General features: G+C 49.0%; 14 protein-coding genes. 9 read left to right on the top strand and 5 right to left on the bottom strand.

Annotated features, from left to right (window positions below; genetic code table 11):
• The first annotated feature begins 255 nt into the window (after nt 1-255).
• The 4 genes from R3I13_RS04205 (at nt 256) to R3I13_RS04190 (ending at nt 4,229) form a co-directional block, all read left to right on the top strand.
• On the top strand, nt 256-822 hold the full coding sequence (locus tag R3I13_RS04205) for a DinB family protein (RefSeq protein ID WP_346316672.1): 567 nt from the start codon (nt 256-258) through the stop codon (nt 820-822).
• A 172-nt stretch (nt 823-994) separates the two neighbouring features.
• Entirely contained in the window at nt 995-1,729 is a 735-nt protein-coding gene (locus R3I13_RS04200; RefSeq protein WP_346316671.1) for a hypothetical protein, read from the top strand.
• A gap of 12 nt (nt 1,730-1,741) precedes the next feature.
• Nucleotides 1,742-2,809 carry an AAA family ATPase gene (locus tag R3I13_RS04195; protein ID WP_346316670.1) on the top strand — a complete coding sequence of 356 codons (1,068 nt, stop codon included), beginning with the start codon at nt 1,742-1,744 and terminating at the stop codon, nt 2,807-2,809.
• Nucleotides 2,810-2,819: 10 nt separating this feature from the next.
• Complete coding sequence (locus R3I13_RS04190; protein WP_346316669.1) at nt 2,820-4,229, top strand: RtcB family protein; 1,410 nt, start codon at nt 2,820-2,822, stop codon at nt 4,227-4,229.
• A gap of 197 nt (nt 4,230-4,426) precedes the next feature.
• On the opposite strand, the gene R3I13_RS04185 is transcribed toward R3I13_RS04190, so the two are convergent.
• The 5 genes from R3I13_RS04185 to R3I13_RS04165 form a co-directional block, all read right to left on the bottom strand.
• Nucleotides 4,427-5,554 carry a heparan-alpha-glucosaminide N-acetyltransferase domain-containing protein gene (locus R3I13_RS04185; RefSeq protein ID WP_346316668.1) on the bottom strand — a complete coding sequence of 376 codons (1,128 nt, stop codon included), beginning with the start codon at nt 5,552-5,554 and terminating at the stop codon, nt 4,427-4,429.
• A 125-nt stretch (nt 5,555-5,679) separates the two neighbouring features.
• Nucleotides 5,680-6,600: a GDP-L-fucose synthase gene (locus tag R3I13_RS04180; RefSeq protein WP_346316667.1), complete on the bottom strand. Its 921-nt coding sequence runs from the start codon at nt 6,598-6,600 to the stop codon at nt 5,680-5,682.
• A gap of 8 nt (nt 6,601-6,608) precedes the next feature.
• Nucleotides 6,609-7,721, bottom strand: a complete 1,113-nt coding sequence (gene gmd / locus R3I13_RS04175) for a GDP-mannose 4,6-dehydratase (protein ID WP_346316666.1) — start codon at nt 7,719-7,721, stop codon at nt 6,609-6,611.
• Between the two features lie 100 nt (nt 7,722-7,821).
• Complete coding sequence (locus tag R3I13_RS04170; protein ID WP_346316665.1) at nt 7,822-9,714, bottom strand: ABC-F family ATP-binding cassette domain-containing protein; 1,893 nt, start codon at nt 9,712-9,714, stop codon at nt 7,822-7,824.
• 694 nt (nt 9,715-10,408) lie between these two features.
• Nucleotides 10,409-11,998, bottom strand: coding sequence for a hypothetical protein (locus R3I13_RS04165; RefSeq protein WP_346316664.1), 1,590 nt, complete (start codon nt 11,996-11,998; stop codon nt 10,409-10,411).
• A gap of 222 nt (nt 11,999-12,220) precedes the next feature.
• Between R3I13_RS04165 and R3I13_RS04160 the strand changes: the two genes are divergently transcribed.
• Genes R3I13_RS04160 through R3I13_RS04140 form a run of 5 tightly spaced genes read left to right on the top strand, consistent with a single transcriptional unit; the run spans nt 12,221 to nt 16,383 of the window.
• Nucleotides 12,221-13,219, top strand: coding sequence for an NAD-dependent 4,6-dehydratase LegB (locus R3I13_RS04160; protein WP_346316663.1), 999 nt, complete (start codon nt 12,221-12,223; stop codon nt 13,217-13,219).
• A gap of 9 nt (nt 13,220-13,228) precedes the next feature.
• On the top strand, nt 13,229-14,392 hold the full coding sequence (locus R3I13_RS04155) for a LegC family aminotransferase (protein ID WP_346316662.1): 1,164 nt from the start codon (nt 13,229-13,231) through the stop codon (nt 14,390-14,392).
• Nucleotides 14,392-14,619, top strand: a complete 228-nt coding sequence (locus R3I13_RS04150; RefSeq protein WP_346316661.1) for a phosphopantetheine-binding protein — start codon at nt 14,392-14,394, stop codon at nt 14,617-14,619. The genes R3I13_RS04155 and R3I13_RS04150 overlap by 1 nt, the downstream gene beginning before the upstream one ends.
• Nucleotides 14,620-14,633: 14 nt before the next feature.
• Nucleotides 14,634-15,389, top strand: coding sequence for an SDR family oxidoreductase (locus R3I13_RS04145; RefSeq protein WP_346316660.1), 756 nt, complete (start codon nt 14,634-14,636; stop codon nt 15,387-15,389).
• 10 nt (nt 15,390-15,399) lie between these two features.
• A complete protein-coding gene (locus R3I13_RS04140; RefSeq protein WP_346316659.1) occupies nt 15,400-16,383 on the top strand; it encodes a ketoacyl-ACP synthase III in 984 nt (327 codons plus the stop codon).
• Nucleotides 16,384-16,395 lie beyond the last annotated feature (12 nt).

The raw sequence follows: 16,395 nt of genomic DNA, 5'->3' as shown, positions 1-16,395 counted from the left end.
ATAAGGTACGGTCCCGGCGGAGAAGGTATGTTTTGATGTAAACGAAAAGAACGTTTAAAATCAGGAATATAGCCCGGTCCGCTACGCAAAGCAGACCGGGCTTTTTTAATGCGGTATGGAAAAAGAATGAACCTGACATCTTTGTATAAACCGGAAGGGCTTATAAAAGAACAAGGAAAATGAAAACAAACCGAACATCTATATAACCTAGGTAATGGCTTTTATGTAAAAGTGATTGCCCCAAAACACAGAGCGATGAGAAACGTAGTACAATTTGTAAAAGAAGCCCTGGTAAACAATTTCCGGGAACTGGACCAATGGTTCAAAGAAGATAACGTACTGCTTCATTTTAAACCCGGCAGGGATCAGTGGAGCATCCGTGAAGTACTGGAGCATATCAGCCTTACCAATTATTTTTTGTTACTCACTATTAATAAAAGTACCCGCAGGGCGCTGGAACGTAAGCTGGACGGACTTATCATCATGCCGCCGCACGATTACGAAGAAAAATTCCGGCAGATAGAGATCGTGAGCAGCAAATCATTCGGATGGGTGAACCCTGCGCACCTGGAGCCAACCGGCAAAAGGAACCTGGATGAAGTAAGGTCCATCCTGAAGCAACAGTTTGCACAGGGGATGTATAACCTGAGCCTGCTGAAAAACGGCGAAGGCAGGCTGGTAAAGACCGAGATGACCGTCAATAACCTGGGGAAACTGGATATATACCAATATATCTTCTTCCTTACCCGGCACATAGAACGCCACCTGGCGCAAATGAGGGAATTGAAGGAACAATACGAAGACAGCGCCGTGGCGATATAAATTTTTGATTACGCAAGAGGTAAAGAGTCAACCCGGCTCTCCCGCCCTGCGGGAGAGCTTTTTTTATCTCTTATTTTAAATATGCCAACAATGAAAAAGAATTTGACATCCGCATACCAACAGGACAGAAACCACCGCCTGGCGGTGCTATCCGCTCACTACAACATCAGGTATGATGGATTATATGACAACGGCGCAGGAAAAGGACTATTGGCTATCCTTGCGCATACGGTCCCCGCGGGCAAAAAAACGCGCGCTGCGGGAAGACCGGGAGAAACAACTGCTGAAACTTGAACGGGAACTGCACCAGATCTCCACACTCCAACATAATATGGGTTATGTACCCCTGGACCCTCCTCTACAACGGGGCTGGAAACGGACCTTCGTGTTGCGCGCCGACGTGGCTGCCAGCGCAAAGGTCGCTTTCTACCAGGGGATACTGGACAAGATCAATGTTACGGAATACCATCACGACCGGAAATTTATGGTCACCAAAAGGGTGAAAGGCCGGAAAGTGAAAGTGGTAAAGGAACTCCGGCTGCCCGAACTCTGGACCTGGCATTGGGACCAATGCAGGTTCAGCGAAAAGGAACAAAAGGAATTCGACCTGGAACAGCGTTTTGAAACAAACGGGCGCTTGTGCTACAAATACGTCTTCCGCGATAAATGGCGGTTTGTGCCGAAGGTAATGCCGAACATGATCACCCAGGTCCGGCTGCAAAGCATTGAGCTGGAAAGGCGTGAAGCGTGGATAGAGAATCATTTCAGATACAACGATTCCCGCAACACGCTCAGGCGCCTGCAGGGGCGCAGGAGGAGATTTGTGCAGCCTACCCGGCAACAAATGCAATTAAAGAACGAGGCGCCAAAGAACACTCTTGAATGGATCCGTTCACTGGACGCCTGAAAATTCCACACTATGGAAAAAGAATTACAAAAGATCGTGACGCACGCCAACCTGTGCGACGATTATTACATAGACGCACATGCCCTCTACCTGCAAACCTACCGGAAGATACCGAGCGTAAGCTCCATCTACCAGCTGGATTTCAGGAAGGCTTTTGGCTGGATGAAAGAGAACCGCGCCGCATGGATCGAGGATATCTATGCCTACCGCGACTACGACCGTTCCGGTAAAAAGTTTGAATACGACCGTATCATCGTCATCCTGAAAGACGCGCCGGTGATCCTCGTCTTTGGCGAGAACTTCGTGGAGATGCTGCACGGGGAAAATGACCTGGCGCTGGTGGAAGAGCTGACGGAGAACATGAAAGTTTTCCGGCAAAGGCAGAAACGGAAAGCACATGAGATCAACCTTGTAGTGCAGGAACGCGGAAGCATGGCCCTGCGCAGCATGGAGATCAAACGGACGAAGCTGGACCTGGGCCTGTATTATGAATCCGATTTCGGGGACATTGACAGGCTCATCCTCAAACGCCTCAACACCAGTAAGGATAAGGGCCTGGTGTTGCTGCACGGAAAGCCCGGTACGGGCAAGACCACCTACCTGCGCCACCTCACAGGCAAGCTGAAGAAGCGCGTGCTTTTTCTTCCGCCTACCGTGGCACAGGAAATAACCGGCCCTTCATTCATTGAATTGCTGATGAGTTACCCCAACAGCGTACTCGTGATCGAAGACGCAGAGAATATCCTGGCAGACAGGGGGCAGACGGAAAATTCCTCCGTTTCCAACCTGCTCAACCTGTCCGACGGATTATTGGCAGACTGTTTGAACGTACAGGTTATCTGTACCTTTAACAGTGCCCTCTCTAAAATAGACAGCGCATTGTTGCGCAAAGGCAGGCTGATCGCCCAATATGAGTTCAAAGAGCTGTCTGTGCAAAAGGCACAGCGGCTGAGCACTCACCTGGGCTTCGATACCGTGATCAGCCGGCCGATGAGCATTGCTGAGATCACCAATCAGCACGAAAGAACATTTGAAGTAACAAAAGTGCAGATCGGTTTCCGGGCTGCACTGCAATCTTAATCTTAACAGCATGGCAAAGCTAAAATTACGGGGGAAAGATTTGCGGAACATCGGTTACCCTGAGGGGCCGGTGATCAGCGTCGCCATTACCGTAATGGAACAACATTACAAACATTATACACAGGAAGCCGCACTGGACCTGCTCCGGCAGGTGCTGGAAGCGCCGGTTTCCTTCAGGGAAGAAGAACAGCTTTCGAAGATCGCGGATAAGCTGATCGTGGAAGAATCCACCGAGATCGCCATCAATCCTCAAGCCATGCCTTACCAGGTATATGGCCGGCAGTTCATAGACGATGGCGCTATCCGGCAAATGGATTATGCCATGAGGCTGCCTGTAACAGCCGCCGGCGCCCTGATGCCGGATGCGCACCAGGGCTACGGCCTGCCCATCGGCGGGGTGCTGGCGGTGAAAAACGCGGTGATCCCTTACGGCGTGGGCGTGGACATTGGTTGCAGGATGTGTTTGAGCATCCTGGATATTCCGCCCCTGCAGCTGGAAAAACAGGCTTCAGTATTCAAAAGGGAGCTGAAAGCCGGTACCGTTTTCGGCGCGGGAGCAGAATGGAAGCCGCGGATCGACGATGAAGTGCTGGAACACCTGGCCTTTGGCGAAATCGGGCTGCTGAAGCACCTGCATGCCAAAGCCGCGGCGCAGCTGAGCACATCCGGTTCCGGCAACCACTTCGTGGAATGGGGCCTGGTGGAGATCGCTGATGCGGCCAATGAGTTCGGGCTGGAACCCGGCACCTACCTGGGTTTGCTGTCGCACTCCGGCTCCCGTGGCCTGGGCGCGCAGATCGCGGGGCACTATACCAAGCTGGCGCGTGAGATCTGCCAGCTGCCGCGGGAAGTGCAGCATCTCGCCTGGCTGGACCTGGATACGGAAGAAGGTCAGGAATACTGGACGGCGATGAACCTTGCGGGCGATTATGCGTCCGCCTGCCATCACCAGATCCACCGCCGGTTGATCAGGGCTGTGGGCGCCACGTTGCTGGCAAGGGTGGAAAACCATCACAACTTTGCGTGGAAAGAGATCCATAACGGGGAGGAGCTGATCGTGCACCGGAAAGGCGCTACACCCGCGGGAAAAGGAGTTTTAGGGGTTATTCCCGGCTCCATGACCGCACCGGGCTATATTGTCCGCGGCCGCGGCGAAGCCGCTTCCCTGGATTCCGCTTCACACGGCGCAGGGCGGCAGATGAGCCGGAGCAAGGCCACCCAGAGCTTCACCCGTCACGAACTGACGAAGATACTGGCTGATCACCAGGTACACCTGATCGGCGGCGGCCTCGACGAAGCGCCCGGCGCTTACAAGAACATCGCGGATGTGATGGCTGCGCAAACCACGCTGGTGGACGTGATCGGTACGTTCCATCCGAAGATCGTGCGGATGGCGGACGGTGGGCCTGCGGAAGATTGATCTTAATTTTTATAAGGAAAGCCGGCATGTGAATGCCGGCTTTTTTTGAATGAGTATTCCGGTGTTAACACCTTCAAAGAAAATGAACAAACTGAATAAGACAACCGGTTTATCCCTGTTCATACTTTCCAATAGACACTGATCATCACAAAAAAAGGCCATTCATAAAGAATGGCCTTCAGCATATCTTTCACCATCTACACCCGTATATAGATCTTCCGCCTGTCCATCCACCAGCCCAGCAGCCAGAGGATCAGCACATGGAATAGACCGAACAGCAAAGAGCCGGGATAGTCCCCGAAAACAGGCTGGAACACATGCGTATATATCCAGCTGTACAGGTTTTCTTTTTCAGCGCCTATGCGGAAAAGGAAATACAGTTTTACGATCACCCCGCTCATCACATAAATGAACAGCGGGTTCTTGCCGAACACTTCAAAGAAATAAGTGCCTGCGCGCAGGCCTTTCAGCTCGATCAGCCAGATGAAAATTGACAGGAGCAGGGTGGCAATGCCTACCGTGTACAGTACGTAAGAGCTGGTCCAGATCTTTTTATTGATGGGGAACACTTCGTTCCAAAGCAGCGCTGCCGCCACCATGACCGAACCGGCCAGTACCAGCCTCAGCAGCATGTTGCGGCTCTGGCGGTTTTGCTGCACAAAGCGGCCCACCAGGTAGCCGGACACCACGTTGCCGACGGCAGGCAAAGTGCTGAGCAGGCCTTCAGGGTCAAAGGCAATGCCTTCGCCGTGGTACATATGTTTTTCGCCGAGAATGGCCTTATCTACCTGCAGCCCGATATGCCCTTCAAGACTGTAGGGATCGCTGCCGCCGAAGAACCACAGCACCGCCCAGTAACCCAGCAGCAGCACGCAGGTGGCAATAAAGGCGCCCTTCGGCTTCAGGTAATGGATCAGCAGCGCGCCAATGCCATAGCAGAGCGCAATGCGCTGCAGTACACCCAGTATGCGAAGGGTATCAAGACCTTTCATCACCATGTTGCCATCGCTATCGTACTTCACGAATGGGAACAGGTTCAGCAGCAGGCCGATCACAAAAATGAGCGCAGTGCGTTTGAAGATCTTTCCCAGCACCTGCGCATTGCTCATGGTGCTGAACTTCTTCATGGCAAAGCTCATGGCGTTGCCCACGGCAAAGAGGAAGAAAGGGAATACAAGATCGGTCGGCGTACAGCCGTCCCATTTGGCATGCCGCAGGGGCGCGTATACATAGGTCCAGCTGCCGGGCGTATTCACCAGGATCATACAAGCCACCGTGAGCCCGCGGAACACATCGAGGGAGAGAAAGCGTTGATTTTGGTTCATATAGTAAGGTCAAGGTTTATCATTTAAATCTACTATAAAAAACGGATCAAAAGGGGAAATTCCGAGGAATGAAAAACCCGGCCGCATGGGGGCGCCGGGCAGTTAGCTTTATCTGTAATGGACTGTTACAGGAATTTTTCTTCGTACACCTTCCTGATCCCTTCTTCCAGCGGGATGGCCGCCTTCCAGCCCAGGCTGGTCAGCTTGCTCACGTCCATCAGTTTGCGGGGTGTGCCGTCAGGCTTGGAAGCGTCGAAAGTAAGTTTGCCTTCGTAGCCTGTGATCTTTTGGATAAGGCGGGCGAGGTCTGCAATGCTGATGTCTTCCCCTACACCGATGTTGATCGGGCCGGGTTCGTTGTAGCGCTGCATAAGGAAAAAGCATGCGTCCGCCATATCGTCTGCATGCAGGAATTCGCGGAGCGGCGTGCCGGAGCCCCAGATGGTCACTTCCGGGGTCTTGTTTATTTTGGCCTCGTGGAACTTCCGCAGCAGGGCGGGCAGCACGTGCGAGGTTTGCAGGTCGTAGTTGTCGTTGGGGCCGTAGAGGTTGGTGGGCATTACGGAAATAAAGTCCGCGCCGTATTGGCTGCGGTAGGCGTCGCACAGCTTGATGCCGGCTATCTTGGCAATGGCGTATGGTTCGTTGGTGGGTTCCAGCGGGCCGGTGAGAAGGTATTCTTCTTTGAGCGGCTGCGGCGCCAGTTTGGGATAGATGCAGGAAGAACCGAGGAACATCAGCTTTTTCACGCCGTTCACATACGCCTGGTGGATCACGTTGTTCTGGATCATCAGGTTGTCGTAGATGAACTCTGCGCGGTAGGTGTTATTCGCTACAATGCCGCCCACTTTGGCTGCGGCGAGAAATACGTGGTCCGGTTTTTCTTCTTTGAAAAAAGCTTCCACGGCAGCCTGGTTGCGGAGGTCCAGCTCCGATGAGGTGCGGGTGATGAAGTGGGTGAACCCTTCTTTCTCCAGTCTTCTTTTAATGGCTGAGCCTACCATGCCGCGATGCCCGGCGATATATATCCTGTCCTGTACCTGCATAATGTCAATTATTCAAACTGATTTAACACTTTATATCCTGCATCTTTCAGCAGCTTTTCGCGGCGGAACAGTTCCACGTCTGCCGCTACCATTTCTTTTACGAGTGTGAAAAGATCATACTCGGGCTTCCAGTTAAGCTGCGTCTGAGCTTTGGCCGGATCACCGATGAGGAGGTCTACTTCAGTGGGTCTGAAATACCGCGGGTCTATCGCCACTACTTCCTTGCCTGCGGGAATGGGAAATTCCGGGTTGGAGCTTTTGGCGACAATCGCCTTTTCGTTGATGCCTTCGCCTTCAAACTGCAGCTCTACTCCTACTTCGGCAAAGCTGAGGCGGATGAACTCACGTACCGTATTGGTGATGCCAGTGGCGATTACATAGTCTTCAGCTTTATCCTGCTGGAGTATAAGCCACATAGCTTTTACGTAATCTTTGGCATGGCCCCAATCGCGTTTTGCATCGAGGTTGCCCATGTATAACTTATCCTGCAGGCCAAGAGCGATCTTGGCTACGCCGCGTGTGATCTTTCGGGTCACAAAAGTTTCACCGCGCAACGGGCTTTCGTGATTGAAAAGGATGCCGTTGCTGGCGAACATATTGTAAGCTTCCCGGTAATTTACAGTGATCCAGAATGCGTACATTTTGGCTACAGCGTAGGGCGAGCGGGGGTAGAACGGCGTTTTTTCTGATTGGGGTACTTCCTGTACCAATCCGTATAATTCTGAAGTGGAAGCCTGGTATATCCTGGTTTTTTGAGCGAGGCCCAGCAGGCGGACAGCTTCCAGTATACGAAGGGTGCCGATGCCGTCTACATCTGCGGTGTATTCGGGGGCTTCGAAACTCACCTGCACATGACTCATGGCACCCAGGTTATAGATTTCATCGGGTTGAACTTCCTGTATAATGCGGATGAGGTTTGTGGAGTCTGACAGGTCACCGTAATGCAGTTTAAACCTTACATGTTGCTCATGGGGGTCTTGATAAAGGTGGTCGATCCTGTCCGTATTAAATAAGGAACTGCGGCGTTTGATACCATGTACTTCATATCCCTGTTTCAGCAGGAATTCGCTGAGATAGGCGCCGTCCTGGCCGGTAATCCCTGTGATTAATGCTTTTTTCATGTATATATGAATGATTTTTAATCCGCGGCAAAAATAATACTTAAAAAAATCTTTACTAAAAAAGCTTTTCTTATTGTTCTTAGTAGTGGATAGATGCTGCTTATGCTGAAAGCTCGCTGAGTTCCAGCCAGCGCATGCCTTTTTCGTCCAGCAGCTCCATGACCTCGCCGATGCGGCTGGAGGCTTTCTCGAGCTGGTCGTACGGTAGGGCGCCGGCAGCGAGCTGTTCGTTGAGCCGCTTTTTTTCGTCTTCCAGGGCCTCAATTTCCTTCTCCAGCAGCTCCATTTCCCTTTTCTCCTTGAAAGACATTTTACGGCCTTTGGCGGCTGCAGGAGCGGCTGTTTCCGTGGGCTTCGGGGCGGCAGGCTCGGGCAGGGCCTTTAGTTTTTCCTGGTCTTTTTCCCATTCGCGGTATTGGGTGTAGTTGCCCGGGAAGTCGCGCACTTCGCCGCCCCCCTCGAATACGAAGAGGTGATCTACCAGTTTGTCCATGAAATACCTGTCGTGGCTCACGATCACGATGCAGCCCTGGTAGTTTTGCAGGAATTCTTCGAGAATGCTGAGGGTAGGCAGGTCCAGGTCGTTGGTAGGTTCGTCCAGTATAAGGAAGTTCGGGTTGCGGAAGAGGATAGACAGCAGGTGGAGCCTGCGTTTTTCCCCGCCGCTGAGTTTGGAAATGTAAGTGTATTGTTTTTCGGGGCCGAACAGGAAAAGCTGCAGGAACTGGGCGGCGCTCACTTTAGTGCCGTCTGCCAGGGGGAAGTTCTCTGCGATGTTCTTCACGAATTCGATCACCCGCATGTCTTCTTTCACGACCAGGCCCTGCTGGGAATAGTTGCCGAACACGACGGTATCGCCCACGTTGATCTTCCCGGAATCGGCCGCTTCGGTGCCCATGAGCATGTTCAGGAAGGTGGATTTACCTACGCCGTTCTTACCCACTACACCCACGCGCTCGCCTTTTTTGAAGGTATAATCGAAGCCTTTTAGGATCTGGAGCTCTCCGTAGGCTTTGTATACTTTTTTGAGTTCCAGGATCTTGCCGCCCAGGCGGGTCATTTTCACGTTCAGCTCCAGCTGCTGCTGCTCAATGCGTTTGGCGGCACGTTCTTTTACGTCATAAAAAGCATCTTGCCGGGATTTGGATTTGGTCGTGCGGGCCTTGGGCTGCTTGCGCATCCATTCCAGCTCTTTGCGGTAGAGGTTGCGGGCCTTTTCGGTGCTGGACCGGTCAGACTCTTCCCGGGCAGCCTTTTTTTCGAGGTAGTTCTCGTAATCGCCTTTATAGATGTAGAGCTGCGAGTTATCCAGCTCCATGATCTCGTTGCACACGCTGTCCAGGAAATAGCGGTCGTGGGTAACGAGCAGCAGGGTCACGTTCTCCTGGTCCAGGTAATTTTCCAGCCATTCGATCATGCTGACGTCCAGGTGGTTGGTAGGTTCGTCCATGATCAGGAGGGTGTGCTTATGCTCAAAACCAATGTCTATCAGTACTTTAGCCAGGGCAACACGTTTCTGCTGGCCGCCGGAGAGGGTGCCCACGGGCTGGTCCAGGTGATGGATATTGAGTTTGCCGAGGATCTGTTTCACTTTGCTGTCGAAGTGCCAGGCGTTGAGCTCATCCATTTTGGCGATGGCGGCGGTGAGGGCGGCGGCGTCAGGTTCGGCGTCATTATCGGTCAGGTGCTCGTATTCCTTGATGGCGTTGAGGATGGGGTGGTCGTGGTCAAAGATGTTTTCGAGCACGGACTGGTGTTCTTTGAAATTGGAGGATTGCTCCAGCATAACAACCGTAACGTCTTTATGGATCCAGACCTTACCGGCGTCCGCGGTTTCTTTACCGCAGAGTATTTTCAGGAGGGTGGATTTGCCGGTGCCATTGAGGGCCACCAGGGCGATCTTGTCGCCTTCTTCTATATGAAAGGAGATATTCTCAAAAAGGGGGGTGATGCCGTACGATTTGGCAAGCCCTTCCACTGTAACATAATGCATGGTGCGAAGGTAACCTGTTTTGTTAAAATTGATTTTTTTCAGTATTTATTTCGTATATTCATAAAGGAAAATGTTACACCAGTAAGAGCTATGAACTACCCGGGGAATATGAGAACCTTATCCAATAATCATTGAATTTATTGACAAAGAAACTGACGTAATTGAGATATTGCGTGTGTGCTTTCCTGTGCAGGAGAATCGTGCTGAGAGCCGGGAGGTTATTTCATTCCATGTGATTTGCCCCATTTGCACGGCCTTTATCCATCAGTTAAGTATCTTTTGTTTGGTTCCCCCTGGTTTAAAAAGATAAAAACGCCTCCCGGAGATCCGGGGGGCGTTTGTGTTTTTATAGTTATTGCCTTATTTGGATCAGTTCTTTGATCTTCGGAATGTCAGAAGCTGATCTGCGACAAATGTAAAAAAAAATCCCGCTCAGCTGAACGGGATTGTGAATTAGTTGTTCCCCCTAATTTCTAGTTTGATTTACCAAATTTTTTCATTGCCCAGGCCACCGAAAGACAGGTGAGAAACAGAATGGCCATGCACAGGGCGTTTAGCAAAATGATCTTCATGTCACAGCTTGTTAAAAGGTATGATACTAATTACGGTGATTTTTTTAAATCCCGGTATCTTCCTTTCGTTGTATTTTATACTGCTGACATTCTAAAACATGGACGGATAGTGGTATTTATGATTAATAATCATAATATAATTGCCGGAAGGTGCTGCGCAAACCAAAGGAAAACATAAGTTCTTTATGAGTGTATTGGCTATTTTTTTCCTGTCGCCCTGCAACAGATGCTTCAAGACGGAGATTGTATTTTGGGTTCAATACATATGCAATAGTGCCCTGGCCATACATAAAATCTGTTTTCAATCCCTGGAGCATTTTAATATTATAATCTCCGGTTCTGTTGACATACGACTTAAAGATGTCCTGTCCGTTGCTTACATATTTATTATAGTCCAACCCGTATTGCGCATAAGAAAACTGGCCACGGAGGTACCATCTTTTAACTGACCAGGATGCAATGCCAAGGGCTTCCACGAAGTTGGCGCCCATTGGATGGGCAAGGGGCTGATTGTAGTGGGCGTAATTGCCCTGCCCGTTCCTGAATGAATATGTATAAGGACGGGACACGTTCAATTCACCTTGCAGGTCAAGCTTCTTTACACGGAATAGGTCGAAAGAACGGAATCCAAGCTGGGTGGACCATTTATTTCCCCACCATCCTTCACCGCCAAAAAATTCCTTTAATTTAAATTCATCCAGTACCAACTGGCCGTAGGCTGTCAGTTTTGGAAACAATTTATACTTGATATTCATTCCTATCATGGCATTGTCTGAGGAGCCGGCGGAATATTCTGCCGGGCGCAGAAATATTACCGGGTTAAGATAGGTCCAGTCAAATCCTCTCTTATGGCCGGCAGTGTCGGTATCCGGCCAGATCACGGCATCGAATACGCCAATGGTCAGTTTTTTGGTTGCATTCCAGTCAAGAAAATGGAATACCCCCCATTTTTTATTATACCCGAGGTCTTCATATGCCTGGTTAAATGATTGGTTTGACATATCCATAAACTGTGCCCACATGGAAGTGTACTGGAACTGGCCGAGCGTGGCAGTGATCTTTATATATGGATAGCTAAAGCCGATATCGGACAGGATCATGGAACGGTAGCCGTCTCCATAGGAACTATTGTTGCCGTAGCCGAGCGTAAAGTTTAGATATTTACTGGGTTTGTATGAAATAAGGGCATTTACATAGGAGAAGTCGTAAGCCTTTCCTATAACATCATTGTATTTGATCTGCCCCTGCCCGGGAATTACCCTTCTCCGTGTCACAAAGCTGTCCAGGTAAACCGGAAATACACCCTGGTTTTCATAAAAAGACGATTCGAAGTAAAATTTGTCACCGATATTGCCAAACACAGTGGCGCCGCGGGTGTTCAGCCAGAGGGTTTTATCCTGGTTGCTTCTTCCAACCTGGAAATCCGGCAAAAAATCTATGAAAACATTGAAATCCGGTTCCCTGAATTCAAAAAGATGTTCTTTAAAAAGTTTCCGGTGAAACCAGCTGCGGCGGCTGCTGTCCGGTTGTGTGTACATTGCGCTGGTATCTTCGTGGAGTATGGTTTTGAGAGCTGTATGATGATTGGTGGAATCGAGATAAAGTTCTCTGATATTCTGCGAGTGGTAAGGGGTAATAACTGGCAGCTTTTGCTGGGCTTGGGATTGGATTGTGAGAAAAAGCATGGCGGTTATCCAAGGAAATTGCTTCATTCAGGATTTATTTGGTTTACAAATGGCAAAAACTGTGCCTTAAGGAAAAGCAAATATACACAAGATATTCAGATACAGAGAGTAACCAATCCTTCAGCCCTCATGGCTAAAATTCCCTAAATATATAAAGGTTCATATATTTGCACCGGAGTAAGCCATACCTAATTACGTAGTATTTATTTTCGCAGTTTAATTTTAAGTATAATTAATATATATAACAAAATGGAATTAAAGGGAAAGAAGGTTTTGATTACGGGTGCGGATGGATTTATCGGAAGCCATCTTGTGGAGAGGCTGATAGAAGAAGGTTGCGATGTAAAGGCTTTTGTTTATTATAACTCATTTAATAGCTGGGGCTGGCTGGACAGTTTTCCGGAATCTGTATTGTCAACGATAGAAATATTCTCCGGAGATATACGCGACCCTAATGGAGTAAGAACCGCTATGACGGGTGTGGATGTGGTATTTCACCTGGCAGCATTGATTGCAATTCCTTTCAGTTATCATTCCCCGGATTCGTATATAGATACGAATATTAAAGGAACGCTGAATGTATTGCAGGCCGCCAGGGATCTGAATATTCAGAAAGTGCTGGTGACATCGACCTCCGAAGTGTATGGTACGGCATTGTATGTGCCGATCGATGAAAAACATGAGCGGCAACCACAATCTCCGTATTCAGCATCCAAGATCGGCGCGGATTGTATTGCCGAATCTTTTTACCGGAGCTTCAATTTGCCGGTAACGATTGTGAGGCCTTTTAATACGTTTGGTCCCAGGCAGTCTGCTCGTGCGGTAATTCCGACTATTATTACTCAGCTGCTCAACGGAAAAAAGGAAATAAGCCTGGGAGATACCACTCCCACAAGGGATCTCCTGTACGTTAAAGATACTGTAAATGGTTTTGTTGCCATTGCAAAGGCGGATGAACTGACAGGCCAGGACTGTAATATTGCTACGCAAAGTGAGATCAGTGTCGGCGATCTGGCAAACCAGCTGATCCAGATCATTGACCCTACGGCAAAGATCGTCCAGGAAAACGACCGCCTCAGGCCGACAAAAAGTGAGGTTTTCCGATTATTCGGCTCCAGGGAGAAGATAAGTAAATATACTGACTGGCGGCAGCTTTATAGCCTCGAAGACGGATTGAGGGAAACGATCGAATGGTTTAGGAAAGAAGAGAACCTTAAGAATTATAAGGCTAACATATACAATATATAAGACCGAACCATGGAGGCTAAGAAGATAGTTGATTTCATAAGGGGAACATTCGGTGAAAATGAAGCGTTTATTCCATTACACGCTCCGTATTTTGGCCGGAATGAGAAGAAATACGTTTTAGATACCATCGATTCCACTTTTGTTTCTTCCGTAGGTTCTTATGTGAACCGTTTTGAAGAGATGATGACTGAGATAACCGGCGCGGAGTTTGCTATTGCAACCGTGAACGGAACCACCGCGTTGCACCTGGCGTTAGTATTGGCAGGCGTTAAACACGGAGAAGAGGTTATCACGCAACCACTGACCTTTGTGGCCACAGCCAATGCAATCTCTCATGCCGGAGGAGTACCGGTTTTTGTGGATGTAGACAGGAATACCATGGGGATGTCCCCTCTTGCCCTGGAGCAATTCCTTGAAACGAATTGCATTGTCAGCGATAAAGGAGAATGCATTAATAGAATATCAGGCAGAAGAATAGCCGCATGCCTGCCTATGCACACTTTCGGTTTTCCGTTGGAGATAAAGGACATCGTCAACCTCTGCAGGAAGTATAATATTGTGGTGGTGGAAGATGCCGCAGAATCACTGGGCAGTTATATCGGCGACAGTCATACCGGTATTTTGGGTGAAATAGGCGTATTCAGTTTTAACGGGAATAAGACCGTGACCTGTGGCGGAGGCGGCGCGATCGTGACAAACAATAAGGCCATCGCTCAACGGGCAAAACATTTGTCCACTACGGCCAAAGTGCCTCACGCCTGGGAATTTGTACATGACGATGTTGCGTTTAATTACCGTATGCCAAATTTAAATGCAGCCCTGGCTTGTGCTCAACTGGAGCAACTGGGTGAATTCCTGGAAAACAAACGGAACCTGGCTCATATTTATAAATCTTTCTTCGAAAAATCAGATATAGTATTTTTTGAAGAAAAAGAAGGGACAAAAGCAAATTACTGGCTGAACACGCTGATCTTTAAAGACAAAGCAGCGCAGCTGGATTTCCTGGAAACCAGCAATGCCGGTAAAGTAATGACGCGCCCGATATGGAGACTGATGAATAAGTTGCCCATGTACAGTCACTGTATGACTGGCGATCTTACGAACGCGCTGTGGCTGGAGGAGCGGGTAGTAAATATTCCAAGTAGTGTAAGAAAAAATAAACTGAAAAAATAATGGAGTTACAAGAATTCGTTAAAAAATTTGAAGAACAGCTGGATGACCTGGAACCTGGTACATTGACTGCCGATACCCGTTTCAGAGAGCTCAGTGAATGGGATTCCATGAGCAGCCTGGCGGTGATCGCCATGGTAGATCACGAAATGAAAAGGCAGATCTCCGGGGACGACATCTTAAATTCCAACACGATAGCAGATCTCTATAATAATATCCGAAATAAGTAATACAGGTAACGTCTATGGAGAAGTCGCCCTTCAGTTTAGAAAACAAAGTGATCCTTGTTATCGGGGCTTCTTCCGGCATAGGAAAACAAATAGCTGTTTCCGCCTCGTTAATGGGCGCAAAAGTCATCCTGCTGGCGAGAAACGCGGAAAGGCTTCAGGCCGTGTTAAGCCTGCTGGCAGGCAGCGGTCATATGGTTATCCCGGCAGACATCACTGATGCCTCTGCATTACGCCGAATTCTCGGGGAATTGCCGCCGCTGAACGGCGTAGTGCATTCTGCGGGACTTTTAAAGTTAGCCCCGTTAAAGGCGTTAGATTTAAATGACCTTACAGAGATCACGAAGATCAATTACATTGCCCCGGTCAATTTGACCAGGGAGCTTTTCAGCCTGAAAAAGATCCAGCCGGGCGCCTCGATAGTATTTCTGTCATCAGTAAACGGCACGTATACCGCAGTGAAAGGATTTGGGGCATATGCAGGGTCGAAGGCGGCCCTTAACAGCGTCTGTAAAGTAATGGCGCTGGAATATGCAGCCAAAAACATCAGGTTTAACACCTTGGTACCAGGTATGATCAAAACGGAGATGTATTATGAAATGATGCGGACCGTGTCGGAAGAAAATATTAAAGCTGATAAATTGAAGTATCCCATGGGAGAGTATGGTGATCCGGAAGATGTGGCATATGGCGCTATATACCTGTTATCTGATGCCAGTAAATGGGTAACCGGTACTTCTCTTGTGATAGATGGAGGTTTAACAATAGCATAATAATTACTGTATGGCATCAATTAATGCAATATCATATTATCTGCCGGAGGAGGTGCTTACCAATGAAGACCTTCATGAGATGTTCCCCGATTGGTCAGCAGAAAAGATCGTTTCAAAAACAGGGATCAGGCAGCGGAAGATAGCAGCAGAAGATGAGTTTGCGTCTACAATGGCTATAAAAGCGGCTAACAAACTGTTTCAGGAAAACGGTATCAGTCCGGAAGAAATAAAGTTCATTCTGTTATGCACTCAAAGCCCGGATTACTTTCTGCCTACTACCGCCTGCATTGTTCAGCACGCCCTGGGTATACCTGTAACTGCCGGCGCATTGGATTTTAACCTCGGCTGTTCCGGTTATGTATATGGTTTAAGCCTGGCCAAAGGGCTGATTGCAAGCGGAGAGGTTGAAAATGTCCTGCTGCTCACTTCGGAGACCTACAGTAAACACCTGCAAAAAGATGACAGGAGTGTAAGAACGATCTTCGGGGATGCTGCTTCCGCAACATTCATTGACAATACGAATAAAGGAGGCCGGCTTTTGAGCTTCGTATATGGAACCGATGGCAATGGCGCGGAAAACCTGATCGTAAAAGGCGGCGGCATGCGTTATCCCGATCTTCCACACAACAACGCCGGTCCTGCAGAAGGAGCGTTGTATATGAACGGGGCCGAGATATTTGCTTTTACGCTCCGCTCGGTGCCGGCCATGATCGATCAGGTGTTAGAGAAAAACAATCTGGGTATGCAGGATATCGACCTGTTTATTTTTCACCAGGCGAACCAGTATATGCTGGATCATCTCAGGCGGAAACTGGCGATACCGGAAGAACAGTTCTTTGTTCATATGGCAGATTACGGGAATACCGTATCATCCACTATTCCAATCGCATTGAAGGATGCCATGGAACAACAGAAAATAAAACCCGGAATGAAAGTTCTGCTTGCCGGGTTTGGAGTTGGCTATTCCTGGGGGGCAGGCATTGTGCAGTTCTAGTATACTTTCTTC

It is taken from the genome of Chitinophaga sp. YIM B06452 (genome assembly GCF_039655965.1).
In the GTDB taxonomy this organism is placed as follows: Bacteria; Bacteroidota; Bacteroidia; order Chitinophagales; family Chitinophagaceae; genus Chitinophaga.
The sequence above is the reverse complement of the archived record's forward strand: the minus strand, read 5'-3'. Positions and strand labels throughout refer to the sequence as shown.

What these genes read in the sequence shown, in the direction of transcription:
- R3I13_RS04205 (WP_346316672.1), top strand. Translation starts at nt 256, where the DNA reads ATGAGAAACGTAGTACAATTTGTAAAAGAAGCCCTGGTAAACAATTTC.
- R3I13_RS04200 (WP_346316671.1), top strand. Translation starts at nt 995, where the DNA reads ATGATGGATTATATGACAACGGCGCAGGAAAAGGACTATTGGCTATCC.
- R3I13_RS04195 (WP_346316670.1), top strand. Translation starts at nt 1,742, where the DNA reads ATGGAAAAAGAATTACAAAAGATCGTGACGCACGCCAACCTGTGCGAC.
- R3I13_RS04190 (WP_346316669.1), top strand. Translation starts at nt 2,820, where the DNA reads ATGGCAAAGCTAAAATTACGGGGGAAAGATTTGCGGAACATCGGTTAC.
- R3I13_RS04185 (WP_346316668.1), bottom strand. Translation starts at nt 5,554, where the DNA reads ATGAACCAAAATCAACGCTTTCTCTCCCTCGATGTGTTCCGCGGGCTC.
- R3I13_RS04180 (WP_346316667.1), bottom strand. Translation starts at nt 6,600, where the DNA reads ATGCAGGTACAGGACAGGATATATATCGCCGGGCATCGCGGCATGGTA.
- gmd (WP_346316666.1), bottom strand. Translation starts at nt 7,721, where the DNA reads ATGAAAAAAGCATTAATCACAGGGATTACCGGCCAGGACGGCGCCTAT.
- R3I13_RS04170 (WP_346316665.1), bottom strand. Translation starts at nt 9,714, where the DNA reads ATGCATTATGTTACAGTGGAAGGGCTTGCCAAATCGTACGGCATCACC.
- R3I13_RS04165 (WP_346316664.1), bottom strand. Translation starts at nt 11,998, where the DNA reads ATGAAGCAATTTCCTTGGATAACCGCCATGCTTTTTCTCACAATCCAA.
- R3I13_RS04160 (WP_346316663.1), top strand. Translation starts at nt 12,221, where the DNA reads ATGGAATTAAAGGGAAAGAAGGTTTTGATTACGGGTGCGGATGGATTT.
- R3I13_RS04155 (WP_346316662.1), top strand. Translation starts at nt 13,229, where the DNA reads ATGGAGGCTAAGAAGATAGTTGATTTCATAAGGGGAACATTCGGTGAA.
- R3I13_RS04150 (WP_346316661.1), top strand. Translation starts at nt 14,392, where the DNA reads ATGGAGTTACAAGAATTCGTTAAAAAATTTGAAGAACAGCTGGATGAC.
- R3I13_RS04145 (WP_346316660.1), top strand. Translation starts at nt 14,634, where the DNA reads ATGGAGAAGTCGCCCTTCAGTTTAGAAAACAAAGTGATCCTTGTTATC.
- R3I13_RS04140 (WP_346316659.1), top strand. Translation starts at nt 15,400, where the DNA reads ATGGCATCAATTAATGCAATATCATATTATCTGCCGGAGGAGGTGCTT.